This window comes from Novosphingobium sp. (assembly GCF_025351285.1).
In the GTDB taxonomy this organism is placed as follows: Bacteria; Pseudomonadota; Alphaproteobacteria; order Sphingomonadales; family Sphingomonadaceae; genus Novosphingobium.
In genome coordinates this window covers 1-24,094 of the sequence record NZ_JANXWG010000150.1, presented here as the reverse complement: position 1 = coordinate 24,094, position 24,094 = coordinate 1, and the positions used below count along the sequence as shown (strand labels likewise).

Below are 24,094 nucleotides of genomic sequence, written 5' to 3'. Positions count from 1 at the left end.
GAATCAAACGGAAAGTATTTTCAGCAAGCGGCGATTCGGCTTTGCCTGTTGTCTGCATGCAACGCCCTGGCATCTCTTTCCGCTACGGAACACGAAGTTCGCGAATTGGGCATTGACAAGGCCTTGCCAGAGATATGTCTTGTCGTCTCGGAGGCCCGCGAATGATTGGCCCCGCTGAGAGAGAGGTTTTTTGATATGAGGGGCAAGCTCATTTTGCTCGCTAGCGTTTTCGCTGGCGCCATTTCGTTTCCTGCGTTCGCACAGAATGCGCCCGCCGATGCGGTGCCGGCGACGAGCGAAGAAGCTCCGATCATCGTGACTGCGCAGCGTTCGAACGAACGGCTGCAGGATGTGCCGATCGCGATCAGCGCCTTCAGCAGTGAAGCGATCGAAAAGCAGCAGATCAAGAACACCAGCGATCTCCAGCTGACGCTGCCCAACGTGACTTTCACCAAGGGCAACTTCACCGGCTCCAGCTTCACCATCCGCGGGATCGGCGATCTTTGCGTCGGCGTGACATGCGACAGCGCAACCGCCATCCACCTCAACGATGCGCCGCTTTTTGCAACGCGCCTGTTTGAAACCGAATTCTACGATATCAGCCAGATCGAAGTTTTGCGCGGACCGCAGGGAACGCTGTTTGGCCGCAACGCAACTTCGGGCGTGGTCGATTTCATCACCGCCAAGCCGGACATGAGCAAGATCAGCGTCTCGGCTGAAGGTGAGTACGGCAATTACAACTCGAAGAAGGTCAAGGGTGTCATCAACATCCCGTTGACCAACACCCTGGCGGTGCGTGTCGCAGGTTTCTACCTGAAGCGTGATGGCTACACGACCAACACCTTGCTGAATACCAAGATCGACAATCGCAATGAATACGGCTTCCGTGGTTCGCTGCGGTGGGAACCGACGTCGGATACCACCATCGATCTGATGGGCCAGTATTTTCATGAACGCGACAGCCGCCTCCGCAGCCAGAAGCAGGCGTGCCAACCCGATCCGACGGGTATCCTTGGTTGCCTGGCCGCGACAACCCCGAACGGCGTAACCAACTTCAACTCGACATTCGTGGGAGTGCTCACGTCGAAGGAATTCTTCGCAACGCAAGGCCTGCCAACATCGCTGGCATTGGGCAGCGTCTACGGAACGAATACCTTCGCCGGCGCCCTCAATTCGAGCGACCCGCGTTCGGTCAACACACCTTACGATCCCCGTTATTTCACACGTGAAACGATCATCCAGGGTTCGATCGAGCAGCGCTTCGGAGGTGGCCTGTCCCTCAAAGTTCAAGGCAACTATCAGAACGTAGCCGTTGATTCTTCGCAGGATTATAATGGCTCGCTTCAGAACCGTGCGTTGATTCAGCCAGCGCTCAATACGCTCGCATTCCTCGCTGGAGGCGGCGGCGGTGCGGCGCTCGGGAGCTATCTTGCACCGGCTGCAGCCGCACTCATTCCCAATGGCCCGGCCGGCGTGCTTTGCACGTCCGCTGCTGAACCGACCGGGACCGGCATCCACGGCGGGAATTCGGTCTGCTCGCAGAACATTCTCGGATTTGACCGCTCGGTCAATTACGACACCAGCTATTCGGCAGAAGGCATCCTGTCTTCGAAGTGGGACGGCCCGTTCAACTTCTTGCTGGGCGGCATCTACGCCCACCTGAAAAACAGCGAAAACAGCTACTACGTCGATGGCTTCGGCATCGATTATTTCACCAGCGTGGTTGGTGCGCTCAGCGCACTGGGCGCGGGCCTTCCGCCATCCTACCTGGGCACGCCGACCTATCGCAACAATACCACTGATTTCTCCTTGAATTCGTACGGTATTTTCGCCGAAGGCAACTACAAGTTCAGCGACAAGTTGAAGCTGACCCTTGGCGTGCGGTACAATCACGACAAGAAAGCGGTCACTGCACGAACAACCCTGGCCAGCTTCCTGGTCCCCAACGGTGCGGCAAACACGTTCGCATCGCCGTTTGGCGCGCAGTTCGATGCGGATGCGGCAACGGCTTGCGCTCCCGGCTCTCCGGTCGGTGCAGTCGGATCGGTTCCGGGCTGCGACGCCTTCCAGATCAGGACGGTCAGCACGGGTCGCGTAACCGGTCGGGCAGTGCTCGATTTCCAGTTGTCGCGTGATCACCTGGTCTACATCTCGTACTCGCGCGGCTACAAGTCGGGCGGCATCAATCCGCCGCTGTCGCCGATCTTCGCAGTATCGGATTCGTTTGCCCCAGAAGCGGTCGACGCGGTTGAAATCGGATCGAAAAACAGCTTCGGTCATGGGCAGTTGCAACTGAACCTGACGGCATTCTACTACAAATACAGCAATCTGCAGCTCTCGCGGATCGTTGCACGGACGTCGGTCAACGATAACGTTGGCGCCAATATCTACGGCGCTGAACTCGAAGTGGTCATGCATCCCGTCCGCGAAATGACCGTCAACATCGGGGCAAGCTATCTGCACACCTCGGTGTCGCAGGACAAGTTCCTGGCCAACCCGCGCGACTTCGGCGCTGGCAAGTCGGACGCGGTGATCATCAAGGACATCACCAACGGTGCGAACTGCGCGGTCGCAGCGAACACCGCGGGCAATGTCGCGGGTGTCAATGGCTTCGTGAACACCGCAAATGCCTTGATCAACGCTGGGTCGATCCCTGGTCTCAAGCCTGGTGCAGGGCTTCAGGGCACCACAGCGTTCCCGGCAGACGGCGGCATCAACTCGACGGGCGCATTCAGCGTTTGCAGCGTGTTGACTGCACTTGCGCCGACGGTTGGTGCAGGCTTCGGTGGCGTGACGGTGTTTTCGTCGGGTATCCCGGTCAACATCAAGGGCAATCAGTTGCCAGGTGCACCAAACTACAAGGCTTCGGCTGGCGCACAGTATGAATTTGCGCTCGGCGGCGGTTACTCGGTCACGCCGCGCTTCGACGTAATCCTGACAGGATCGTCATATGGCAGCATTTTCAACGGCAACGTGAACCGCATCCCGAGCTACACGCAGCTCAACGCGCAGATCCAGTTCGACGCGCCCGACAAGCGCTTCTTCGTGCGCGGTTATATCCAGAACATTACAAACGATGCCGGCATCACCGGTCAATACGTGACCGACCAATCGTCGGGCAACTACACCAACGTCTTCACCCTCGAACCGCGCCGCTACGGCATTGCGGCCGGCTTCAGGTTCTGATGCCGGCGCCCGCACGTGGCGGGTGATGTTTGAAAACTACGGACGCCGGGGCCCAAAGCCCCGGCGTTTTCGTTTGAAGCGAAGTATGACAATCGGGCATTCGGCAACACCGGACTCGACATGCAAGATTGGCAATTAGCGTTATAATTCAAGATATTAAACGTCGTAATTGATATTGTTCAGCAGATAAACCTGCGCGCGAATGTGTCGTGCAGCCGCCTGCGTTTTGCCAGGCGCCGAAAATGCCGACACAAGGTGGTGAAGCGCCTGCCATTGCGCAGTCGCTTTGGACGGGGCTTTCAAAAGACTCCCCGTACGGCCTGCCGCCCTCGCAAAATCACCAGGCCATTTTGCCGTGATCTGGTCACCCACGCTTGCGCGCGCGAGCAATTTGCCCGCCATCCCAGCATCGACTGCTTGCATTGTAGCAGGGTGAATTTTGCCCCCACAGCGAGAGATTCAGGCTTCTGAATCTCTTGATTGCACGCGCAGTGCTAAAATATCACTGCATAATCTTTGATCTGCAATGGTTTGCGACTCCAATGGGTGATTCACCTTTTTTCGGCAACGGATTGGCTGATTCCCTGCGCCCAATAAGGGAAACTACGGGTGCGTGAACGGTTTAGTAACCGGCCTTGTCATACAAAGGGCGTCATGAGGAACGCCAAAACCCTGCTCGCCGCCAGCTCGCTGGCCCTGTCAATCACCGGCATGGCCGGTTCTGCGCATGCCGCCGGCGTCGCCGCCGGCACGCTGATCCAGAACACCGCGACCGCGACTTACAACACCGGTACGTCTACCGGGAATGTCTCATCGAACACCGTCAGCGTCAAAGTCGATCAGTTGCTCGATGTCGCCGTTGCCGGTTTGAACAGCTCTCCTGTCACCGCGACGTCGACCGCCGCGGTCCTGACTTACTCGATCACCAACACCGGCAACGGCACCGACAGCTTCAACCTGACCGCCGATCCCGCCGTTTCGGGCAACAGCTTCAACGGCGTGATCCAGGGCGTCTACCTCGATACCGACGGCAACGGCGTTTACACCCCCGGCACCGATACGCTGGTGGCATCCGGCGCGGCCAGTTCGCCGATCGCCGAAGACGGATCGATCAAGGTTTTCGTGATCGTGTCGCTGCCTGCAGGTGCAACCGACGCGCAGGCCAGCCAGGTCAAGCTGACCGCGACTTCCGCGATCGGTTCAGGCACCCCGGGCACGGTCTTTGCCGGCAAGGGCCAAGGCGGCAGCGATGCGGTTGTCGGCAGTTCACACGCCACGCAAAGCGCACTCGACAGCCTGATCGCCAGCCTCGCCACTGTGTCTCTCACCAAGTCGGCTGCCATCGTCGACCAGTTCGCTGGCACGTCGCCGGTTCCGGGCGCCACCGTCACTTACACGATTGTCGCGCATGTAACCGGGTCGGGCACTGCCGAAGGCGTGCACGTGGCCGACATCATCCCCGCCAGCACGACTTACCAGGCCGGCACGCTCACGCTCAACGGCACAGCGCTGACCGACGCAACAGATGGTGACTCGGGCACGGCCGGTGCTTCGGGAATCGATGTCGCTCTCGGCAACGTGACCGGCGGCGCCTCGGACAAGACCGTTACCTTCAAGGTCAAGATCAACTGATCGCGCAAATTCGACAAAGGGTCGCAACCATGTTCGCATTCAAAACCATCCGCATCGCCATCGCTGCCAGCGGGCTTGCGTTGATCTCTGCACCAGCCTTTGCCGCACCCGCGGCTGGGCAGATATCGCTGAAGGGCGACGTCAAGGTCGAAAAGACCGTCGTCACCAATGGCGCGTCAACCCACGTGCTGGTTACGCCGCAGAAGGTTGTGCCGGGCGATCGCCTGGTGTTTTCGACCGCCTACCACAACAACGGCGCCAGCGCGGTCGATCACTTCGTGGTCACCAACCCGCTGCCCAAGGGCGTCGCATATGCTGCCGATGGTACTGAGGCTTCCGAAGTTTCGGTCGATGGCGGCAAGAGCTGGGGCCAGCTCGCAAAGCTGACCGTTGCCGACGACAAGGGCGGCCAGCGCGCCGCACAAGCCAACGATGTCACGCACGTACGCTGGACCGTCGCCGTAATCGCGCCGGGGGCCACCGGCGCTGTTTCGTACCACGCCGTGGTCCGCTGATTAAAACAACACGGGTTCGCAAGGGGAACATTAAATGAGGAACTTTACCAAAGCGTTTGGTGTTGCCATGGCCAGCGCGGGCGTCGCGCTGGTGGCAACGCCGGCACAAGCTGCAGGCACGCAAGCCGGCAGCACGATCACCAACACCGTTTCGGTCAATTACCAGGTCGGCGGCATTTCGCAGACGGCCCAGTCCGCGTCCAATTCGATCACGGTCGACCGCAAGGTCAACCTGACGATCGCGTCGGCCGCATCGACAACCACGGTTTCGCCGGGCCAGACCTCGGCATCGACCGCCTTCACGGTTACCAACTCGTCGAACGATACAATCGATATCGTTCTGGGCGTGGTCAACCAGTCGGGCGGCACCGCCCAGCATGGCGGCACCGATACGATCGACGTCAGCAACTACAAGATCTATTCGGACGCCGCGCTAACCACGCTGATCACGTATCTCGACGAAATGGCGCCCGATACCACGCGGACGGTCTACGTTTCGGCCGACGTGGCGATCTCGGTCACCAATGGCCAGATTGCGGGCGACATCCTCACCGGCACGGCTGCCGCGGGCGGTGGCACCGGCTCGCAAGGCACGGTGCTGACGGCCACCAGCGGCGCCAACACGGCTGGCGTCGATACGGTCTTCGCCGATGGCGCGGGTTCGAGCGATGCCGCCAACGACGGCAAGTATTCGGCCAAGGGCGACTATACCGTCTCGGCGCCGGTGCTCACCGTCACCAAGACCAGCGTGCTCATCAGCGATCCGGTCAATGGCACCACCAACCCCAAGGCAATCCCGGGTGCGGTCATGGAATACTGCATCGCGGTCGCCAACGCCGCCGGTGCGGCAACCGCAACCAGCCTGACACTGTCCGATCCGCTGCCGACAACGGTGACGTACAGTTCGGGCTACGGGATTTTCCTGAATGGCACCGTGACGGGCGCGACCTGCAACACCGATGGCACTGCCGGCGGTACGTACACCGCGGGTACTACCACGGTTGCAGGAACGCTCAACAACTTGACCGCCGGTTCGACCGAAACGTTGCGTTTCCGGACGACCATCAACTGATCGTTAGGGGGTGGCAGGTATGGTTACCGCCACCCCAATCATTCGGTCAGCACCACAAAAATTCATGAACCGCTTCAACCCCTTCCGAGCGGTCCTTCTGACCCTGCTGAGCGTAGCGCTCCTGATCCTGGGGCAAGGGGCAAGCGCCCAATCCGCAAACGTTCGGGCGATCACCAACATCGCTCAGGCTTACTGGACTCAGGCGGGCAAGGCTTATGCCACCGTCTCGAACCAGGTTGCGTTCGATGTGGTGCAGAAGCCGGTGACGATAGACACGTTCGTCAACACACCCGCTGGCGGCCAGCCACTAAGCTTCGTGCCATCGATGTGCGGCGGGGCAATGCTGCCGATCGGCAATGCGGCCAATGCCACGATTGCCAGCGCTTCGGCGGTGAAGGCCAATTCGCTGCACATCGGAGACAGCTTCTTCTTCCGCGTGGTCGACACCGCCGGCAACAAGAACGTCAATTCCGTCGATTCGATCGAGGCCACGCTGGTCACCAGTTCGGGCGATCGCGAGACCGTGACGATCTTCGAAACCGGACCCAATACCGGCGTGTTCGTCGGTGCCGTGCCCACCAGCGCGATCCCTCCCAGCCCCTCGCAGGGCGATTGCCGCCTCAGCGTGGCCGTCAACGACACGATCGCGATCGCGGTTCAGGGCAGCGACACCGTCAGCCCGATCGCCAGCGCCACGCTCAACGTGCTGGTCGATCCGTTCGGAATGGTGTTCGACAGCGAAGATGGCGCTGCGGTAAATGGCGCCAGGGTGTCGCTGGTCGATGCCGTCACGGGCGCTCCGGTGCGGGTGTTCGCGCCCGATGGTGTCACGGTGTGGCCCTCGATCGTCACTACCGGACAGACCGTCACCGACGCCGCCGGCGCGACGTATCCGATGCTGTCCGGCGAATACCGCTTTCCGCTGGTCGCGCCCGGCCAGTACCGCGTGGTGGTCCAGCCCGTGACGCCGTACACTGTGCCGTCGACCGCCAGCGCTGCGCAGCTTGCGACAGTCACGCGGCCCGACGGTCTTCCGGTCACCATTATCGATGCTTCGTTCGGCAAACCCCTCACGTTGACCGCGTTCGGACCGGTGCGGATCGACGTGCCCGCCGATCGCCCGCCGGTTGCGGTCGGGCTGGTCAAGACTGCCTCGCGTGACCGGGCCCAGCCTGGCGATGTGGTGTTTTACACCCTGACCGCGAAGAACCTCGAAGCGGGCCACGCCAAGCGCGGCGTGGTGCTGACCGACCAGCCTTCGGCGCTGTTGCGGCTGCGCAAGGATTCGATCCGCATCGACGGCGTGGCCAATCCGGCTGCGGTAACGATTGCCCCCGATGGCCGGTCGCTGGCGATCGCACTCGGCACGATTGCGGCCGGTGGCTCCAAAACGGTGACATATGCAATGTCGGTTCGTCCCGACGCAACGGCGGGGCAAGCGCTTAACAAGGCCATTGCAACCGACGCGCGCGGGCTGACGAGCGTTGCCAGCGCGGTAGTCAATATCGAAGACGACGGGCTAGCCGGTCGGATAACGCTGATCGGGCGGATCACCGACGGCGATTGCAGCTACCGGGGCGAGCACCGTGGCATCCCCGGTGTGCGGGTCATGCTCGAGGACGGCAGCTTTGCCGTGACCGATGCCGAAGGGCGCTATCACTTCGACGGCCTGGTTCCTGGCGACCACGTGGCGGCTGCGCTGGAGGCGACTTTGCCAGAGGGCGGCAAATTCACCAATTGCGCTCGCTCGACCCGCAATGCCGGAAGCGCGACTTCGCGGTTTATAAGCGGGCAGGGCGGCAGCCTGGCGGTAGCCGATTTCTATGCCGACGTTCCCGCTGTTGCGATGGATAAGGTAACGAGAGCGTTTGCGAAGAAGCTCGAATATAACTTTGATTTTGAACATAAAAATATAGCGTTAGCGTCACCGGCTTCAACACAGGTCGCCAAACCTGCGGAATCGGCGGCAAATGGTGACCGGTTGCCCGCAAATCTCGATGATGCAGCGCGTTCGGATCGTTCGGCAGCGGGCTCGGAAACCGACTGGCTGGCAATGGGCGATGGCTCCAACGGTTTCCTGTTCCCGACCATCGATCACAACCCGCGCGCGCCCGCCGTTCGGGTCGTGATCCGGCACCGGCCCGCGCAGAAGGTCGAATTGCTGGCCGACGGCAAGGCCGTTCCCAAAGTGGCGTTCGATGCGGTCAAGCGTTCCGCCACCGGTGGCTGGGCGGTCAGCATGTGGCGCGGCATCCCCATCGAGGGCGACGTTGTCCACCTGACTGCCGTGATCCGCAACGCCGATGGCAGCGAGGCCGAACGGCTGACGCGCGATGTGCATTTCGCCACTTCCGCCGCCGAAGCCAGAATTGTTGCCGAACAATCGCATCTGATCGCCGATGGACGCACCCGCCCGGTCCTTGCAATTCGCCTCACCGATCGCAACGGCCGCCCGGTCCACGCCGGCGTCTCGGGCGATTTCACGATGAGCGCGCCTTACGAAAGCGCCGAGGCGCTCGACGCCATGCAGTCGCGGGCATTGTCGGGCCTCGGCCGGTTCGCGCCGCGCTGGACGGTCAAGGGCGATGATGGCGTTGCGCTGATCGAACTGGCGCCGACTCTGGTCAGCGGGCCGTTGCAGCTCGATTTCAAGTTTACCGACAACAAGCAAAACGGAACCCAAGCCAGCCAGCAGCAGCGCCTGCAGTCGCTTGAAGCCTGGGTGGTGCCGGGCGACCAGAAGTGGACTCTCGTGGGCCTGGCCGAGGGCGCCGCGGGCAAACGCACGATCGCCGACGTGATGGAACGCACCGGTCGGTTCGACAGCGACCTGGGCGACCATGGCCGCGTGGCATTCTATGCCAAGGGCCGCGTGCTCGGTTCGACCTTGCTTACGGTCGCTTATGACAGCGCCAAGCAGCGTGACCAGCAACGCCTGCTCGGCGCGATCGATCCGCGCGCCTATTATACCGTGTTCGCTGATGGGTCTGACCGCCGGCTCGATGCCGCCAGCCGCAACAAGCTTTACGTGCGGATCGAAAGCGCCAAGTTCACCGCGCTGTTCGGCGATTTCGAGACCGGCTTCAACCAGACCCAACTCGCGCGCTACCAGCGCACCGCGACCGGCGTGAAAGCCGAAGGCCGGTTGGGCGGGGTCCATGCCGCCGCTTACGCCACCCGCGTTGCATCGGCGCACCACCGCGACGAGATCCAGGGCGGGGGCATCTCCGGCCCTTACCGCCTGTCGAGCCGCGCAATCATCGCCAACAGCGACACCGTGGTGATCGAAGTTCGCGACCGCCTGCGCTCCGAGGTCATCGTCGACAGCCGCACGCTCAGCCGCTTCATCGATTACGACATCGATCTGCTGGCCGGCACGATCACCTTCAAGCAGCCGATCCTCAGCCGCGATTCCTCGCTAAACCCGCAGTTCATCGTCGCCGACTATGAAATCGACCAGGGCGTCGCCGGCGGGCAGATGAATGCCGGCGGCCGCGTCGATTGGACTTCAGCCAATGGCAAGATCCGCGTCGGCGGCACCTTGCTCACCGATACCGGCAATGGCCCGCGCACCGGGCTGGGCGGGCTGGACCTCAAGGCACGGATCGCGCGCGGCACCGAAGTGCGCGCCGAAGTGGCCGCCAGCCGCAGCAACGGCAGCACGCAATCGGCCTGGCTGGTCGAAGCCGAGCACCATGACGGCAAGCTCGACGTGCTGGCTTACGCGCGGTCGATGGACCAGGGCTATGGCGTCGGGCAGACCACTGGCGCCGAAGCCGGGCGCCGCAGGTATGGCGTGGATACCCGCTACAACCTGACCGAATCGCTCTCACTCACCGCCAGCGGCTGGCTCGACCAGAGCCTGACCGACGCCACGCGCCGCGAAGCGCTGCAGATCCACGGCGAATATCGTACGGGTCGCAACAGCTTGCGGCTGGGTCTTGCGACTTTGCGTGATCACCTGATCGATGGCAGCACCGCCAATTCGGCGGTGATCGATGGCGGCGTCACGCAGCGCTTGCTCGATGGCAAGCTCGAACTCGATGCCTCGACCAGCATCGGCCTGGGCAAGACCGACTCGATCGACCTGCCGTCGCGCCATCAGCTTGCGGCGCGCTATACGCTGTCGTCGCGGATCAAGCTGATCGGCAGCTATGAAATTGCCAAGGGCAGCGCGGTCAATGCGCGCACCGGGCGGTTCGGCTTCGAAGTGACGCCTTGGTCGGGCGCGCGGATTGCCTCGTCGCTGGGTACGCAGGATATCGCCGAATACGGCAAGCGCAGCTTCGCCGCGTTCGGGCTGGCGCAATCGTTCAACGTTTCCAAAAAGCTGTCGATCGACGCTACGGTGGACAGCAACCACGTGATCTCTGGCATCAGCGCCGCCAGCGTCATCAACCTGCAACACCCGGTGGCGAGCGGCGGGCATCTGGGCGATAGCGGCCAGATCGCCGAAGATTTCACCGCGCTCACGCTTGGCGCAACCTGGCGCGCCAACCGCTGGACCACGTCCTTGCGCGGCGAATACCGTGACGGCGAACTGGCCAAGCGCAAGGGCGTCACCTTCGGCGCGATCCGCCAACTGGGCGAGGGCACGATTGCCGGCACGGGCTTCACCTGGACCAAGGCGCGCGGCATCGATGGCACCGCCAGCGAGATCTTCAACGCCGCGCTGGCCTTCGCGCACCGCCCGGCCGATGGCTCGGTGGCCACGCTGGCCAAAGTCGAATTCCGCAGCGACTGGGTGCAGAACGCCGTGAACGGTGATGCGGGCGCATCGGGCGTGACCGCGCTCAATGTCGACGGCACCGCGCGCGCCAGCCGGGTGATCGGCAGCGTTTCGACCAACTGGTCACCGCGCGGCAGCATTCACGGCGACAATGGCGACGAATTCGTCCAGCGCAGCGAGATCGGACTGTTCGGCGCGGTGCGCTACAATCTCGATCGTTATCAGGGCTATGACCTGGCCGCGACTGCGCTGCTCGGCGGGATCGACGCGCATATCGGCATTGGTGAGCGCATGGAAATCGGCGGCACCGCCACCGTCCGCACCACGCTTTCGGATCATGTCACGCAGTTCGCATTCGGCCCCACGATCGGCGTGGTGCCCGCGCGCGACGTGATCCTGACGCTGGGCTACAATTTCAGCGGCTTCCGCGACCGCGATTTCGCCGCGGCGCGCAACACGCTGAAGGGTGTGTTCGCCACGCTGAAGATCAAGTTCGACACCTCGACGCTGGGCTTCCTCGGCCTCGCGAAGTAAGCCCGTGCGCTGACCGCGCATGGAGTTGTCGCAATGGCCGAAACCGTCCCCACCATCGCCCCCACAGTCGCTGCTGCCGGCCGCTACCGGCTGGGTGAACGCAACGTCCACCGCATGGGCTATGGCGCCATGCAACTGGCCGGACCGGGCGTGTTCGGACCGCCGCGCGATCGTGCCGAGGCTATCGCAGTGCTGCGCGAGGCGGTTGCGCAAGGCGTCGACCATATCGACACCAGCGATTACTACGGCCCCCACGTCACCAACGAGCTGATCCGCGAGGCGCTGCACCCCTATCCCGACGGGTTGGTGATCGTGACCAAACTGGGTGCGCGCCGCGATGACAAGGGTGGCTGGCTGCCGTGGCACGCGCCGGCCGATCTGGTGGCGGGGGTCGAGGACAATTTGCGCCGGCTCGGGCTGGATCGCATCGAGGTGGTCAACTTGCGCTCGATGTTCAGCGCGCACGGCCCGGCCGAAGGATCGCTCGACCAGCAGTTGGAGGCGCTCGCAAGTTTACAGCAACGCGGGCTGATCGGCCATATCGGGCTGAGCAACGTAACGGCCACGCAACTCGCCGACGGGCAGAAGATCGCGCCGATCGCCTGCGTGCAGAACCACTACAACCTGGTCCACCGCGTTGACGATGCCATGATCGATGACCTGGCGGCGCAGGGCATCGCCTATACGCCGTTCTTCCCGCTGGGTGGCTTCTCGCCTTTGCAGTCGGACGCATTGTCGGCGGTCGCGCGTGATCTTGGCGCCACGCCGATGCAAGTGGCGCTGGCCTGGCTGCTGCGGCGCTCGCCCAACATATTGCTGATCCCGGGCACGTCTTCGCGGGGCCATCTGGCCGAGAACCTGGCGGCGGCGTCGCTGGAATTGCCCGAGGAGGCGATTGCCACGCTGGAACGGATCGGCGGAGGGGCTGGGGCGTAATCTGCACATCAGCTACCCGGCCCCCTCGTCGCGCTGAGCTCGACACGGGGCTTGGCTAAGCTTCTGCGACACCTCCCGACGCACAAGCCGCGCCGTTGCGGATTGTCATGCGACAGGCCCGGCCCGCTTCTCATCGAATCCTTATTGGCCAGCACTCCGAAGTAAAGCCAAGCCTCGCATCAAGTGCGGGGCGACGGGGAGTGACGGATAGGAATTTCAGTCCATCAACGCGTGGCTGTCCGCCGCATGACTTTGGTACGATGTCCGCGCAAACTGACCGGCGATCGGAACCTCAGTTCAACTGGGCCTGGATACTGAGCGTGAACGAGGGCGGGGCGCCGGTCGATCCGGCCATCGCGCCCTTGGGGTTGAGGCACACGAACTTGACCGCAGCGTCGTAGGCCGCGACCGGCGAATACGTGCAGGCGGCGAAGCTGGTCGGTGCGGTGGCGGAGTTGGAGTACTTGATGTCGGTGCCGGCGGTGAAGGTCAGCCCGCTGCTCGGCGAACCTTGCGTGAACACCGGCGTGGCGGCAGTGCCGACGCGCAACTGCGCCGGCAGCGCGTCGATCAGCCAGACGGTGTTGCTGTCGACCGGGGTGGCGCCGGTGTTGGCCACCACGAAGCTGTAGTTGATGAGCGCACCGGGGATCAGCTTGGGATTGCTCGAACCGTTGACCGGATCGGACAGCGGGGTGGCCAGCTTGCTCACGCTCAGCAATGCGTTTGCAGCGAGCCTGGTATTGGTGATCGTGCAAGTGACCACATCACCCAGTTGCGGGGTGATCGTGCCCCCCGGCGTGGTCGGCAGCGTGGTACTGGACCCTGTGTAGGCGTTGGTGCAGGCCATTGCCGCGCTGTATTGCGCCAGGATCGTGGTGCCCGCGCCGGCTTCGTACAGCTTGTAAGCGGTCGCGGCGGTGGCCTGGTATTGCGGGGTCACGCCGGTCGATACGATTGCGCCCGTTCCGGTGGTGGTGGTGGTGGCAACATTGGTCGCGCCCTGGTCGATATTCATCACGAATTGGTCGGTGGCGAATTGCCGGCCAGTGCCGGCAAGCGCCTTTTGCAGCGTCAGGTGCGGGAAGGGGGTTTCGGTAAAGGTGCAGTTGACCGAATCGCCGAACGCCAGGCTACCGAAGCTGTACGACGTGGTGAGCACGTTGGTGGGCAAAGGCGTGCTCGATCCCGAGCTGCTGTTGGTGCAACTCAGCGAGGATCGGTAATGCGCGATCGTGTCCGTGCTGCCGCTGGCCATCTGCTGGGTGAGCGTCAGCGGCAAGGCCGCCGCGCTCGACAGCGAGGCGGCGGTGAACGGGCCGAGCCCGGTGCCGCTCGACGTACCGGTGGCGAGGTTCGTTCCGGTTGCGGTCGCGTTGATGTTGAAAGTGAACTGGTCGGCCGCTTGCGCGCGCGCGCCGGTGATCTGCGACGTCAGCCGGATCGTGGCGAAGCGCACCGCGAACATTGCGCCCTGGAGGCCACCGCCGACCAGCGTGGTGGTCAGCGTGGTCGGCGTGCTCGAACCGACGATATAGGCACCGACGGTGCCCGCAACGCCCGTCTCGGTAAAGGTCGTGGTGCCGGTGCCCGAGGTGGTGGGATAGATCGAGCCGCTGATCGGGCCGACCTGGTCGAGCAGCAACCACGGCTGCCCGTTGGTCTGGAAGCTGAGCGTTTCGCCCTGGTTGCTCGATTCGGCGTCGGCTGCCACGAACATGTAGGCGGTGGTCGTGCCCCCGGTCGGTGGGGTCAGCACGATGTTCGAAAAGGTTACGGTGGTCGTGCCCGCGGCGGTCTGGTAGAATACCGGCTTGCCAGTGATGCCGAGAAAGGCGGTGTTGCCGACCGCCGCTCCGGTCCACGATGGTGAGGCGACCGCGGTCTGCGCGGCGCCGCTGACGTTCAGCGTGAAGCGGATGATCGTCCCATCCTGCAACGTCAAACTGATCGACTGCCCGCCCACAGAACGCGCAGTGGCGTCGTTGTAAGTCGAAAAATCGATCCAGCAATACGATTGCCAGTCGCTCGGCCCGGTCGAGCCTTGCGACGTCGCCACGTTGCAATTGGCTGCAAGCGCGGGCGCCGCGGACAGCGCTGTGCCCATGATCGCCAGAACGCATCGCGCCAGGCGCTGTGCGCATCGCCGTCCAATTCGCTGAGCCAGGCGCTGTGCCAGTTTGTTGAAAAAACCGAGCTTCATGCCCGCGTTAACGCCTTATGTCGTTTGAACCAGCGTCGGAACTACCGGGAAATACCTATGGCTTGGTTAAGAGGCTCTGCAGCTTCGATGGTGCGCCTGCCTGGTTTCAGCGGATCTTTACCCGCACCCCCACCCATAAGGTGCGGGGCGTGCCCAGGTCGATCGACCCAGCCACGTTGCGCGTAACGATGGCGGTATCGGTCAGGTTTTCGCCGCGCAGGACCAGCGAAAACACCCGGCCGATCGGGACGCTGACGAAGGCACCCAGCGTGGTTGCGGGCGCCAGCATGTCGGTTTGCAAGTCGTCCTCGAACTGCGCCCCGGTGTGCCGCAGCGTGACCGCGAGATCGAAGCCGGGCGAGGGGCTCCAGCCCAATGTGCCGCTGGCGGAAATCTTCGGCGTTTGTGCCGGTCGGAGCCCGTTCAGCGGCGTTGCACTGCCGCTGGCCCGAACCCGTGCGTCGGTCAGCGCCAGCGAGCCTTCGAACCGAAACGGCCCGCGCTGGACGTGCGCATCGAATTCGAGCCCGCGCGCGCGGATTGCATCGACGTTGAACCGCTGGCGCAAATTGGTGGCAATCGTGACGTTGGCGATGGCATGTGCGATGCGGTCTGCAAACGCGGTCGCGCTCAGCCGCACATTTGAGTCGGGTGCGAAATCGAGCCCGACCTCGAAGCCTTCGAGCCTTTCGTTGATCAGTGCGGCATTGGCCTGGGTGGTCACCGGAGGCACGGTGAACGGCCGGTAAAGTTCGTTAAGCGTGGGCAGACGGAAACCCGAATAGCCAGCGGCGCGGACTGTCAGCACGGGCAGCGGCTGCCAGGCCGCGCCGCCGCGCAAGGTCGTTTCCCAACCGTTGCGGCTCGCGAAGCGGTTCGACGTGGTGATGGTGCCAGCAGGCGTGGCCTGCTCGAAAAACCCGTCCGCGATCGACCAGCGATCGGCGCGGACGCCTGCGGTCAGCGTCAGCGCGCCCAATGTCCAGTCGTCATCGACGAACACCCCGGCATCGCTGTTGCGGCCACCCGATTTGCGCAGGAACGTGGCCGCGCCAGTGGTGGCGCTGAACCCGGTCTCGGCGGTTTGTCCGATCCCGACGCGGACATCGGCACCCACTCGCAGCACGTGCCCGCCACCCACCGGCGGTCGCAGTTCGAGTTTGCCGCCGACCCCGGTCGAAGGCGTGCGATATTCGTCGAGGGTTTTGCGAAAGGTGGTTGAGCTGATCGTCACGGCTGCGAAGTCGCGTGCCTGAACATAGCCGAGCGCGTCGAATTGCCACGGTCCCCGGCCGACCACGCGCAAACTCGCGTCCTCGCCTTGCGAATGCGCGTCGGCGCCGGCGAAGCGCAAGGTGCGGTCATCCTGGAAGGCCAGTCCGCGCGCCTGGAGTTCGATACCGGGCGCGATCGGTGCCACCCCGCGCAATCCGGCAGACCAGCTTTGGTAAGCCGCCGGCACGCTCGCCGGTATACGCTGCGCCAGCGGGTTCGTCTGAAAGCCGCGCCCGCGATCCCAGCGGCCACTCGCCTCGGCGAAACCCTCGCCGAGTTTCGACGCGATCGTTCCCGACAGCGTGGTCTCGCCGCGATCGTTCACCGAAGCCTCGCCGCTGAGCAGGCCGAGATCGGCGGCGCTGGCGCTCGTAAGGTCGATCGTGCCGGCTACCGCGCCCGCCGCAAACGCGCCCGCGCCACCGCCGCGCGTCACCCGCGCCGATGCCAGCCGTTCGGGCGCGATTGCCGATAGCGGCACGAACCCGAAGAACGGATCGGCCATCGGCACGCCGTCGAGCAAAACCGCCGTGCGGCTGGTGGCATTGCCGCCCAGCGCGCGCAGCGTCACGCCTTGCGCCGAAGGGTTGGCCGAGCGACTGTCCGAGCGGCGAAACTGCTGGAAACCGGCCACGCCCGACAAGGCATCCTCGATCCGCCCCGACACGGCCGACAGCAGCGCCGTGCGGTCGAGCGTGCGGATATCGTAGGCAACCACGGCGGGTGTCTGATCGAGCCCGCGCCCTGTGACGACGATCGGCTCTTGGGGATGGTCTGGCGCCGAGTCGGCCGATTGCGCCATTGCGGCTCCCGGAAGCATGCAACCAGCGAGCAAAACGATACGAAAACGACCATGGTCCATGCCTTCGCGATCACCACGCAGCCACGCCGCCGTCAACGCGAATGTCAGCACTCAAGCCGCATTCCGATCATCTGCGCAGCAGCAAAAAGCGTTCGGCAACAGCGGTGTTTCGGTTTTCGCACAAGCTGTGCTAGGGGACCCTCGCTGACGTCGCATTTCGACGGATAATTCGGCCGCTACGGCATCACCAGTTGTCCCCAATTCGCTTCAATCAATCAGCTCCACAATGCCGGGTTCCGCAAATGACGCGGTTGCCCGACGATACTACATGATCAAGGACAAGCTTATGATTACCGGAACGGTCAAGTTTTTCAACGAAACCAAGGGCTTTGGTTTTATCGCTCCCGAAACCGGCGGCGATGACGCGTTCGTTCACATCTCGGCCGTGGAACGCGCCGGCATGTCGACGCTCGAAAAGGACCAGCGCGTTTCGTATGAACTCGAAACCGACAAGCGTGGCAAGACTTCGGCAGTGAACCTTCAGGCTGCCTGAATGATCGGCCGGGCCCGCCTTTGCGGCGGGCCCGGCCACTTCATCAACACCATAGCAGGACAGAGCAGGATCAATGGCAGGATACAAGGAACCCGGATTTCAGGATCGGGTCGCCACAGCACAGCGCGCACGCGAATCGGCGCTGGATAAGCTGCGGAGCAAGAAGCCGCTCGACGAAGCCGAAGTGGCCCGCAAGGTTGCCGCTCAGCAGGCCAAGGAGGCCGCTGCTGCCGAAAAGCGTGAGCGACTGCTCCGCGAACGCGAGGAAGCGAAACTCGCCAAGATCGAGGCCACGCGCCTGGCTGCCGAAGCTGCCGCCGCCGCCAAGCCCAAGGAATTGACCGAAGAAGAAAAGAAGGCGGCGCGCGACGCCCGCTACGCCGCTCGCAAGAACCGCAAGCGTTGATTCCACGCGAACTCCTGGGCACTGCACAAGTGCCGGGCGGGGCTGAAGAACTGCGTCTTTACCGGCACGATCGCGATTTCATCATCGCGCTCGATCGCAACGAACTGATGAGCAGCCGGATGAGTGGGTCGGAAATGGCGCTCGCCACGATGACCTGTGACCGGATCGCCGGACGCAAGAAGCCGTACCTGTTGATCGGTGGCTATGGCATGGGCTTCACGTTGCGGGCTGCGCTTGAAAAGCTGGACAAGGACGCGCGGATCACCGTCGCGGAACTAGTGCCCGAAGTCATCGCATGGGCGCGCGGGCCGATGGTCGATGTGGCCGCCGGGTGCCTCGAAGACCCGCGGGTCGATCTTGTGATGGGCGATGTCGGTGCGCTGATTGCTTCGTGCACAGGCACTTACGACGCTATCCTGCTAGACGTCGACAACGGGCCGGACGGCCTGACTTGCGAAGACAACGCCCAGCTTTACACCAAGCAGGGCCTGCGCGCGGCGCGGGCTGCGCTCAAGCCGGGTGGAATCCTGGCGGTGTGGTCGGCCACCAAGGACCCGCCTTTCACCGGGCGGCTGTTGCGCGCCGGCTTCGAAGTGGATGAAGTGGGCGTGCGCGCCCGCAGCAACGGCAAGGGCCCGATGCATGTCATATGGTTTGCCAAATCCCCCGCTTAGGCGTTTGTAATTCAATCGATTTCCCAAGGAGCATAACCCATGACAACCCGCACTTCGAACGCCCCTTTCCTGATCAAGAAGGATGAAGCCGGCGATTTCCGGTTGACCGTTCGCGATACCCGCTACAATTCGCAAGGGTTCCCGATTGTCACATCGAGCCTGCAGGACGAACGGTTCAAGACCGCCGCTGCAGCCAAGGTTTTCGCGCGCGACAACTTCCGCGCGATGCCCGGCCAATACGCGACCAAGTAAGCAGGCTTACACTTCGGCCATGGATTTCCACGACCTGCTGCACCGCTACTTCGGCCAGACCGATATCGAGACGCTGTCTCCGGCAGCGATCGAAGGCGGGATGGATCGAGCGCGCGTCGATTTCGGGCTCGAGCGCGATCCCGGCCGGCGGTTTGCGTTGTGGACGCTGATGTACATGCTGGGCCACGGCCCCGATCTCGACGTGGCGTTCAAGGACCCGGTCGAGCGCGAGGCCGCGCGCAATTTCATGGACCTGGCCGCGCGGATGACGCCCGACTGACGCCGAAGCGTCAACCGAGCAAGTCGGCCACCGGCGTGTAATCGTACCCCAATTCGCGCGCCACGGCTTCGTAAGTCACTTTGCCGGCATGCACATTCAGGCCCGCGCCCAGATGGGCATCGGCCTTGAGCGCACCCTTCCAGCCCAGATCCGCGATGCGCAGCGCATGCGGCAGCGTCACGTTGTTGAGCGCGTACGTGCTCGTCCGTGCGACTGCACCGGGCATGTTGGCTACGCAATAGTGCACGATCCCGTCGACCAGGTACGTCGGATCGGCGTGCGTGGTGGCGTGGCTGGTTTCAAAGCACCCGCCCTGGTCGATCGCCACGTCGACCAGCACCGCACCCGGCTTCATGCACTTGAGCATGTCGCGCGTCACCAGCTTGGGAGCCGCCGCACCGGGCACCAGCACGGCGCCGATCACCAGTTCGGCCTCGCAGATCATCTGCTGGATGTTCGCGCGGTTGGAAAAGCGCGTCTTGGCGCGGCTTTCGAAGTGCATGCCCAGCCGTTCGAGCTGTTCGGGATCGCGATCGAGGATGGTCACGTCGGCGCCGAGGCCGACCGCCATCTGCGCCGCGTTGAAACCGACCACGCCGCCGCCGATCACCAGCACGCGCGCCGGCAGTACGCCCGGCACGCCGCCCAGCAACACGCCGCGCCCGCCATTGGCCTTTTCGAGCGCGGTGGCGCCCGCCTGGATGCTCATGCGGCCGGCAACCTGGCTCATCGGCTTGAGAAGCGGCAATTGCCCGCCCGCGCCGGTCACGGTTTCATAAGCAATCGCGGTAACGCCCGAAGCGACCAGTTCGCGGGTCTGTTCGGGATCGGGCGCAAGATGAAGGTACGTGAACAGCACTTGCCCTTCACGCAGCATCGCGCGCTCGACAGCCTGCGGTTCCTTGACCTTGACCACCATTTCGCAGCCATCGAACACCGTTTTCGCATCGGGCTGGAGCCTGGCGCCCGCCGCTGCATAGTCAGAGTCCATCGCGCCGATGCCCAGCCCCGCGCCCGCTTCGACCCAGACTTCGTGGCCGTGTGCAACCAGTTCGCCCGCGCTTTCGGGGGTCAGGCCCACGCGATATTCGTGGTTCTTGATTTCCTTGACGGTGCCGACGCGCATGGTGGTGTCCTTGATACAGAGTCTTGGCGAACAATAGCGTGCCGCGCCTATACAGCAGAACGCGGGAAAGTGGTTTCATTTTTTACCTGTTTGCCGCCAAAATCCCGACACAGACTCCCGCTGGTCCCTCGCTTGACGTGACAAGGCCGGCGGATCGCTCCGCCTGCCGTTTCACGCACGCCGATAGCTGGATTTACTTGCCGGCCTTCTTGCATTCGTTGCGGAATTTTTCGCGCGGCTTGCCGTGAAGCCCTTTGGCATCGGCCTGCTTCGAGCAATCAAGCGAGATTGCAGTGCGCGGCTTCTGGCCTGATTTGGTAGCCGCATTGTCGCCGACAGCGCGCCTGGGCAGGACTTTGGCCGAAGCCGGTTTGACGGCGGGTGCGGCAATCGGTTTGGGCGCTGCGGGTGCAGGTGCCGATGCGGCCTTGGTCGCGGGCGCCGGTTCGGCCGCAAGGGCCGACGCGCCGAAGCACATGACGGCGACAGCAGCGATGACAATCCTGGCTTTCATGACCTCGACCCTTCTCGATTGCGCGGGGCATTGTGCCCGTCGCGTCGCCAAGGGTGCCGGTTTGACCGGCCTCCGACAAGCCCCAATCGGCGATCCTTCACCATGCTGGCGGCATTTCCGAGGGTTTTGCCCGAGTGTTCGGAACCAGCCTCAGTTGTCCGGATCGATGTGCGATGGCGGATCGCGATAGGCTGCTTCGCGGTTGAGTCGTTCGTTGTGTTCGGCGACCGATTCCTGTTCGCGGCTTTCGCTGGCGTACTTGTGGATCGTGTTGGACGTTCCCGCCGACTGCAGAACGGCAACGGTTCCTGCTCCCAGCATCACGCATGAGGCCAGTCCGAACAGATAGAGTCCGCCCAGGACCATCAGAACCGTCTTGAAAGCTTTCATGATTGGAATTCCCCCATTCCCGCCAGCCATCCCTGCCAGCCATCCCCGCTTGCCCGATGGGAATGGCACGCGACGGGTTTAGACTGCGTTGCCCTGGTCGGATTTCCGCAAGGCCGGAGACCATGCTGTGACCGTGCTGTTCGCCCGGTGCAGGGGCTGCTAGATCGCCGGAGGGAGAGCGGGGTCGATGACGAGCGAATCAAGCGTACTGGCAGATACATCGGAACGCAGCCGAAACCCGTTGCGCGCCAATGCCCGCGTGCTGACGGCCGCGCTGGTCGGTACATCGGTCGAATTCTATGATTTCTACCTCTACGTCACCGCTGCCGCTTTGGTTTTCGGGCCGCTGTTCTTCCCCGCCGCCAGCCGCGAGGCGCAACTGCTTTCGGCCTATCTCAGCTTCGGCCTCGCCTTCGTCGCGCGGCCGCTGGGGGCGATCGCATTCGGCCATTTCGGCGATCGCGTCGGGCGCAAGGCCACGCTGGTCGCGTCGTTGCTGCTGATGGGTGGCTCGACCATGGCGATCGCCTTCCTGCCGACCTACCAGATGATCGGCTGGGTCGCGCCGCTGCTGCTGTGCATCCTGCGCTTCGGGCAGGGCTTCGGGCTGGGGGGTGAGTGGGGCGGCGCGGCGCTGCTCGCGGTGGAGAACGCACCGCGTGGGTGGACCGCGCGGTTCGGCGCGGCGCCGCAATTGGGATCGCCGATCGGGCTGGTCGCGGCCAACGGGCTGTTCGTGCTGCTGGGCCTGGCGCTGACCGACACCCAATTCCTGAGCTGGGGTTGGCGGATCCCCTTCGTTTCCAGCGCGGCCTTGGTCGGGATAGGTCTGTGGATAAGGTTGCGGATAAGCGAAACCGCGGCGTTCAGCGCCGCGCGCAATCATGGTCCGCCGCCGATGGTGCCGATCGGTTCGCTGCTGAGCCACCACAAACGCCCGCTGCTGATCGGCGTGATGGGTTCGGTCAGTGCCTTTGCGATCTTCTACCTCTGCACCGCGTTTGCGCTGTCTTACGCCACCGGCAGCTTGGGCTTGCGACGGGAAGCTGTGCTCGGTGCGCAGATGTTCGCTTATCTGGCCTTTGCCATCGGCATCGTGACCGCCGCGGTCCGCGCCGACGCGACCAGCCCGGCGGCGGTGATCCGCATGGGCGGGTTGGCGACGGTGGTGGTGGGGCTCGGCTTCGGAACCGGGTTGCACTTCGGCACGGTCACCACGATCACCGCGACGATTGCGCTGGCATTGTTCACGATGGGGTTCGTTTACGGGCCGCTTTCGGCCTGGCTATCGGCGCAGTTCCCGGTCGAGGTGCGCTACACCGGATCATCGGTGGCGTTCGCGCTGGGCGGGATTATCGGGGGCGCGCTGACACCTTACGCCGCGCAGATCATGACGACGCATTATGGCGTGCAGACGGTGGGCCTGCTGATGAGCGTGGCGGGGCTGTGCACCTTCCTTGGCGCACGGCTGGGCCGTGCTGATTAGCCCTCGGTCTTGAGCCGCAGCAGTGTCAGCCGCGCCTTGCCGACCTTGCGCGTGGCGTCGATCTGGTAGCTGCGCAATTCGGGTTCCTCGTCGACGTGGGTTTCGAGGCTGATCCAGGTCGCGCCATCGATCCACCCCAGCCGCGCGAGCCGATCGAGCGCGACCGCACCCGCGCCCGAGCCATAGGGCGGATCGAGCAGCAGCAGGTCCACCGGTTCCTTCACCGCGCCCAGCGTCATCACCGAAGCCGCGCGAATATCGGCGCGCGTGGTGGCCTTCAACGATGCCACGTTGTCCTTGATCGCCCGCACCGCACTGGCGTCCTGCTCGACAAACAGGCACGACGCGGCCCCGCGCGACAGCGCTTCAAGCCCCAATGCGCCCGAACCTGCGAACAGATCGGCCACTTTCAAGTCCTCGAAACTGCCGAGCCGGCTGTGCAACATCGAAAACAGCGTTTCGCGCGTGCGATCGGCAGTTGGCCGCGTGTTCTCGCCATCGGGTGCGCGCAGCGGCCGTCCGCGCCATTCGCCTGCAACAATTCTCATTCGGACTCGCCCGATATCGGCTTGCCCGGCGCGGTCTTTTCCGGGGCTGGTTTCAAGGTCTTGGCAAAGCGTTCCACATCAACCTGGCGGATCGGATCGGCGGCACCGCGCGGCAGATCGCCCAGCAGGAACGGACCGTAAGCAGTGCGGATCAACCGGCTGACCTGGAGCCCCAGGAATTCGAGCACGCGCCGCACTTCGCGGTTCTTGCCCTCGCTCAGCGTCAGTTCGATCCACTGGTTGCGCCCGGTCTTGCGCTCCATATTGGCGTCGATCGAGCCATAGCGCATGCCTTCGATGGTCACGCCTTCGGCCAGACCTTCGAGCGTGGCTTGCGAAATATCGCCGAACGTCCGCGCGCGATAGGTGCGCGGCACGCCCATGGCGGGCAGTTCCATCGCGCGCTTCAACGCACCATCGTTGGTGAGAAGCAGCAGCCCTTCGGTGTTGAGATCGAGCCGCCCCACCGGCATCAATCGCGGCGTGCCCTTGGGCAGCGCATTCTTGAGCGCATCGTAGATCGTCGGTCGCCCGGCCGGATCACGCTCGGCCGTCAGCAGGCCCTCAGGCTTGTGGAAGCGGAACAGCATCGCAGGTGCGGGCGCCGCGACCAGCTTGCCGTCGACCGACACCCCGGCCAGTGTTTTCAGGATCGTGGCAGGCGTGGTCACCACCACGTCGTTGAGCTTGATCCGGCCATCGGCAATCATCCGCTCGACCTCGCGGCGCGAGGCAACCCCCGCGCGCGCCAGCAACTTGGCGATGCGATCGCCATCGGGCGTGCTTTCGGCGCGGCCCTTGAGCATCGGTGCGGGCTTGGCCCAGGGCGGACGTTCTTGCTTGTTCTTGGGGGGAGGGAGAGCCATCGGGGAGCCTTAGAGCAGAGCGAGTGAGGGGGAAAGACCCGTGATCAAACCTCCGTTCGTGTCGAGCGAAGTCGAGACACGCCAACGCAGCGCTAGCGTGTCTCGACTTCGCTCG

The 24,094-nt window shown here is 63.6% G+C and carries 20 protein-coding genes; 12 read left to right on the top strand and 8 right to left on the bottom strand.

Going from position 1 to position 24,094, the window contains the following annotated elements:
- Window positions 1-195: 195 nt before the first annotated feature.
- Window positions 196-3,186 carry a TonB-dependent receptor gene (locus Q0R16_RS18175; protein WP_295639556.1) on the top strand — a complete coding sequence of 997 codons (2,991 nt, stop codon included), beginning with the start codon at window positions 196-198 and terminating at the stop codon, window positions 3,184-3,186.
- Window positions 3,187-3,342: 156 nt separating this feature from the next.
- On the opposite strand, the gene Q0R16_RS18170 is transcribed toward Q0R16_RS18175, so the two are convergent.
- Window positions 3,343-3,558 (bottom strand): hypothetical protein, encoded by a 216-nt coding sequence (locus tag Q0R16_RS18170; RefSeq protein WP_295639554.1) that lies wholly within the window; start codon window positions 3,556-3,558, stop codon window positions 3,343-3,345.
- A 339-nt stretch (window positions 3,559-3,897) separates the two neighbouring features.
- Here Q0R16_RS18170 and Q0R16_RS18165 point away from each other — a divergent pair, with 339 nt between their 5' ends.
- The 5 genes from Q0R16_RS18165 (at window position 3,898) to Q0R16_RS18145 (ending at window position 12,604) form a co-directional block, all read left to right on the top strand.
- Window positions 3,898-4,818, top strand: coding sequence for a hypothetical protein (locus tag Q0R16_RS18165; RefSeq protein WP_295639552.1), 921 nt, complete (start codon window positions 3,898-3,900; stop codon window positions 4,816-4,818).
- A gap of 29 nt (window positions 4,819-4,847) precedes the next feature.
- Window positions 4,848-5,333, top strand: coding sequence for a hypothetical protein (locus Q0R16_RS18160; RefSeq protein WP_295639550.1), 486 nt, complete (start codon window positions 4,848-4,850; stop codon window positions 5,331-5,333).
- 34 nt (window positions 5,334-5,367) lie between these two features.
- Window positions 5,368-6,405: a hypothetical protein gene (locus Q0R16_RS18155; protein ID WP_295639547.1), complete on the top strand. Its 1,038-nt coding sequence runs from the start codon at window positions 5,368-5,370 to the stop codon at window positions 6,403-6,405.
- Window positions 6,406-6,469: 64 nt separating this feature from the next.
- Entirely contained in the window at window positions 6,470-11,668 is a 5,199-nt protein-coding gene (locus Q0R16_RS18150) for a hypothetical protein (protein WP_295639544.1), read from the top strand.
- Between the two features lie 33 nt (window positions 11,669-11,701).
- Window positions 11,702-12,604: an aldo/keto reductase family oxidoreductase gene (locus Q0R16_RS18145; protein ID WP_295639541.1), complete on the top strand. Its 903-nt coding sequence runs from the start codon at window positions 11,702-11,704 to the stop codon at window positions 12,602-12,604.
- Between the two features lie 292 nt (window positions 12,605-12,896).
- Here Q0R16_RS18145 and Q0R16_RS18140 read toward each other — a convergent pair whose 3' ends face one another.
- Together Q0R16_RS18140 and Q0R16_RS18135 are read right to left on the bottom strand one after the other, a co-directional pair.
- Window positions 12,897-14,663, bottom strand: coding sequence for a CshA/CshB family fibrillar adhesin-related protein (locus Q0R16_RS18140; protein WP_295639537.1), 1,767 nt, complete (start codon window positions 14,661-14,663; stop codon window positions 12,897-12,899).
- A gap of 250 nt (window positions 14,664-14,913) precedes the next feature.
- Window positions 14,914-16,884, bottom strand: coding sequence for a TonB-dependent receptor (locus Q0R16_RS18135; RefSeq protein WP_295639534.1), 1,971 nt, complete (start codon window positions 16,882-16,884; stop codon window positions 14,914-14,916).
- A 346-nt stretch (window positions 16,885-17,230) separates the two neighbouring features.
- Between Q0R16_RS18135 and Q0R16_RS18130 the strand changes: the two genes are divergently transcribed.
- The 5 genes from Q0R16_RS18130 to Q0R16_RS18110 all read left to right on the top strand — a co-directional run bounded on the left by Q0R16_RS18130 (window position 17,231) and on the right by Q0R16_RS18110 (window position 19,049).
- Window positions 17,231-17,437, top strand: coding sequence for a cold-shock protein (locus tag Q0R16_RS18130; RefSeq protein WP_295639777.1), 207 nt, complete (start codon window positions 17,231-17,233; stop codon window positions 17,435-17,437).
- A 73-nt stretch (window positions 17,438-17,510) separates the two neighbouring features.
- Window positions 17,511-17,843, top strand: coding sequence for a DUF6481 family protein (locus tag Q0R16_RS18125; RefSeq protein ID WP_295639531.1), 333 nt, complete (start codon window positions 17,511-17,513; stop codon window positions 17,841-17,843).
- On the top strand, window positions 17,840-18,517 hold the full coding sequence (locus Q0R16_RS18120) for an MnmC family methyltransferase (RefSeq protein WP_295639528.1): 678 nt from the start codon (window positions 17,840-17,842) through the stop codon (window positions 18,515-18,517). The genes Q0R16_RS18125 and Q0R16_RS18120 overlap by 4 nt, the downstream gene beginning before the upstream one ends.
- Window positions 18,518-18,556: 39 nt before the next feature.
- A complete protein-coding gene (locus Q0R16_RS18115) occupies window positions 18,557-18,769 on the top strand; it encodes a hypothetical protein (RefSeq protein ID WP_295639525.1) in 213 nt (70 codons plus the stop codon).
- A 19-nt stretch (window positions 18,770-18,788) separates the two neighbouring features.
- Window positions 18,789-19,049: a hypothetical protein gene (locus Q0R16_RS18110; protein ID WP_295639522.1), complete on the top strand. Its 261-nt coding sequence runs from the start codon at window positions 18,789-18,791 to the stop codon at window positions 19,047-19,049.
- A 10-nt stretch (window positions 19,050-19,059) separates the two neighbouring features.
- Here Q0R16_RS18110 and ald read toward each other — a convergent pair whose 3' ends face one another.
- From ald to Q0R16_RS18095, 3 genes are all read right to left on the bottom strand, one after another.
- Window positions 19,060-20,175, bottom strand: coding sequence for an alanine dehydrogenase (gene ald, locus Q0R16_RS18105; RefSeq protein ID WP_295639519.1), 1,116 nt, complete (start codon window positions 20,173-20,175; stop codon window positions 19,060-19,062).
- 193 nt (window positions 20,176-20,368) lie between these two features.
- Window positions 20,369-20,689 (bottom strand): hypothetical protein, encoded by a 321-nt coding sequence (locus Q0R16_RS18100; RefSeq protein ID WP_295639516.1) that lies wholly within the window; start codon window positions 20,687-20,689, stop codon window positions 20,369-20,371.
- Window positions 20,690-20,839: 150 nt separating this feature from the next.
- Window positions 20,840-21,079 (bottom strand): hypothetical protein, encoded by a 240-nt coding sequence (locus Q0R16_RS18095; protein ID WP_295639514.1) that lies wholly within the window; start codon window positions 21,077-21,079, stop codon window positions 20,840-20,842.
- 187 nt (window positions 21,080-21,266) lie between these two features.
- On the opposite strand from Q0R16_RS18095, the gene Q0R16_RS18090 reads away from it, so the two are divergent.
- Entirely contained in the window at window positions 21,267-22,565 is a 1,299-nt protein-coding gene (locus tag Q0R16_RS18090; protein ID WP_295639511.1) for an MFS transporter, read from the top strand.
- Here the strand turns inward: Q0R16_RS18090 and rsmD are convergent.
- Window positions 22,562-23,113, bottom strand: coding sequence for a 16S rRNA (guanine(966)-N(2))-methyltransferase RsmD (rsmD, locus tag Q0R16_RS18085; protein ID WP_295639508.1), 552 nt, complete (start codon window positions 23,111-23,113; stop codon window positions 22,562-22,564). The two genes, Q0R16_RS18090 and rsmD, sit on opposite strands and share 4 nt — an antisense overlap.
- The gene (locus Q0R16_RS18080; RefSeq protein ID WP_295639774.1) at window positions 23,110-23,919 is read right to left on the bottom strand and encodes a pseudouridine synthase; all 810 of its coding nucleotides are present in this window, start codon (window positions 23,917-23,919) and stop codon (window positions 23,110-23,112) included. The genes rsmD and Q0R16_RS18080 overlap by 4 nt, the downstream gene beginning before the upstream one ends.
- Between the last annotated feature and the right edge of the window lie 175 nt (window positions 23,920-24,094).

Coding starts and splice junctions, on each gene's coding strand:
- Q0R16_RS18130 (WP_295639777.1), top strand. CDS start 17,231: ATGATTACCGGAACGGTCAAGTTTTTCAACGAAACCAAGGGCTTTGGT.
- Q0R16_RS18115 (WP_295639525.1), top strand. CDS start 18,557: ATGACAACCCGCACTTCGAACGCCCCTTTCCTGATCAAGAAGGATGAA.
- rsmD (WP_295639508.1), bottom strand. CDS start 23,113: ATGAGAATTGTTGCAGGCGAATGGCGCGGACGGCCGCTGCGCGCACCC.
- Q0R16_RS18110 (WP_295639522.1), top strand. CDS start 18,789: ATGGATTTCCACGACCTGCTGCACCGCTACTTCGGCCAGACCGATATC.
- Q0R16_RS18175 (WP_295639556.1), top strand. CDS start 196: ATGAGGGGCAAGCTCATTTTGCTCGCTAGCGTTTTCGCTGGCGCCATT.
- Q0R16_RS18150 (WP_295639544.1), top strand. CDS start 6,470: ATGAACCGCTTCAACCCCTTCCGAGCGGTCCTTCTGACCCTGCTGAGC.
- ald (WP_295639519.1), bottom strand. CDS start 20,175: ATGCGCGTCGGCACCGTCAAGGAAATCAAGAACCACGAATATCGCGTG.
- Q0R16_RS18125 (WP_295639531.1), top strand. CDS start 17,511: ATGGCAGGATACAAGGAACCCGGATTTCAGGATCGGGTCGCCACAGCA.
- Q0R16_RS18155 (WP_295639547.1), top strand. CDS start 5,368: ATGAGGAACTTTACCAAAGCGTTTGGTGTTGCCATGGCCAGCGCGGGC.
- Q0R16_RS18160 (WP_295639550.1), top strand. CDS start 4,848: ATGTTCGCATTCAAAACCATCCGCATCGCCATCGCTGCCAGCGGGCTT.
- Q0R16_RS18095 (WP_295639514.1), bottom strand. CDS start 21,079: ATGAAAGCTTTCAAGACGGTTCTGATGGTCCTGGGCGGACTCTATCTG.
- Q0R16_RS18165 (WP_295639552.1), top strand. CDS start 3,898: ATGGCCGGTTCTGCGCATGCCGCCGGCGTCGCCGCCGGCACGCTGATC.
- Q0R16_RS18100 (WP_295639516.1), bottom strand. CDS start 20,689: ATGAAAGCCAGGATTGTCATCGCTGCTGTCGCCGTCATGTGCTTCGGC.
- Q0R16_RS18090 (WP_295639511.1), top strand. CDS start 21,267: ATGACGAGCGAATCAAGCGTACTGGCAGATACATCGGAACGCAGCCGA.
- Q0R16_RS18135 (WP_295639534.1), bottom strand. CDS start 16,884: ATGGCGCAATCGGCCGACTCGGCGCCAGACCATCCCCAAGAGCCGATC.
- Q0R16_RS18145 (WP_295639541.1), top strand. CDS start 11,702: ATGGCCGAAACCGTCCCCACCATCGCCCCCACAGTCGCTGCTGCCGGC.
- Q0R16_RS18080 (WP_295639774.1), bottom strand. CDS start 23,919: ATGCTCAAGGGCCGCGCCGAAAGCACGCCCGATGGCGATCGCATCGCC.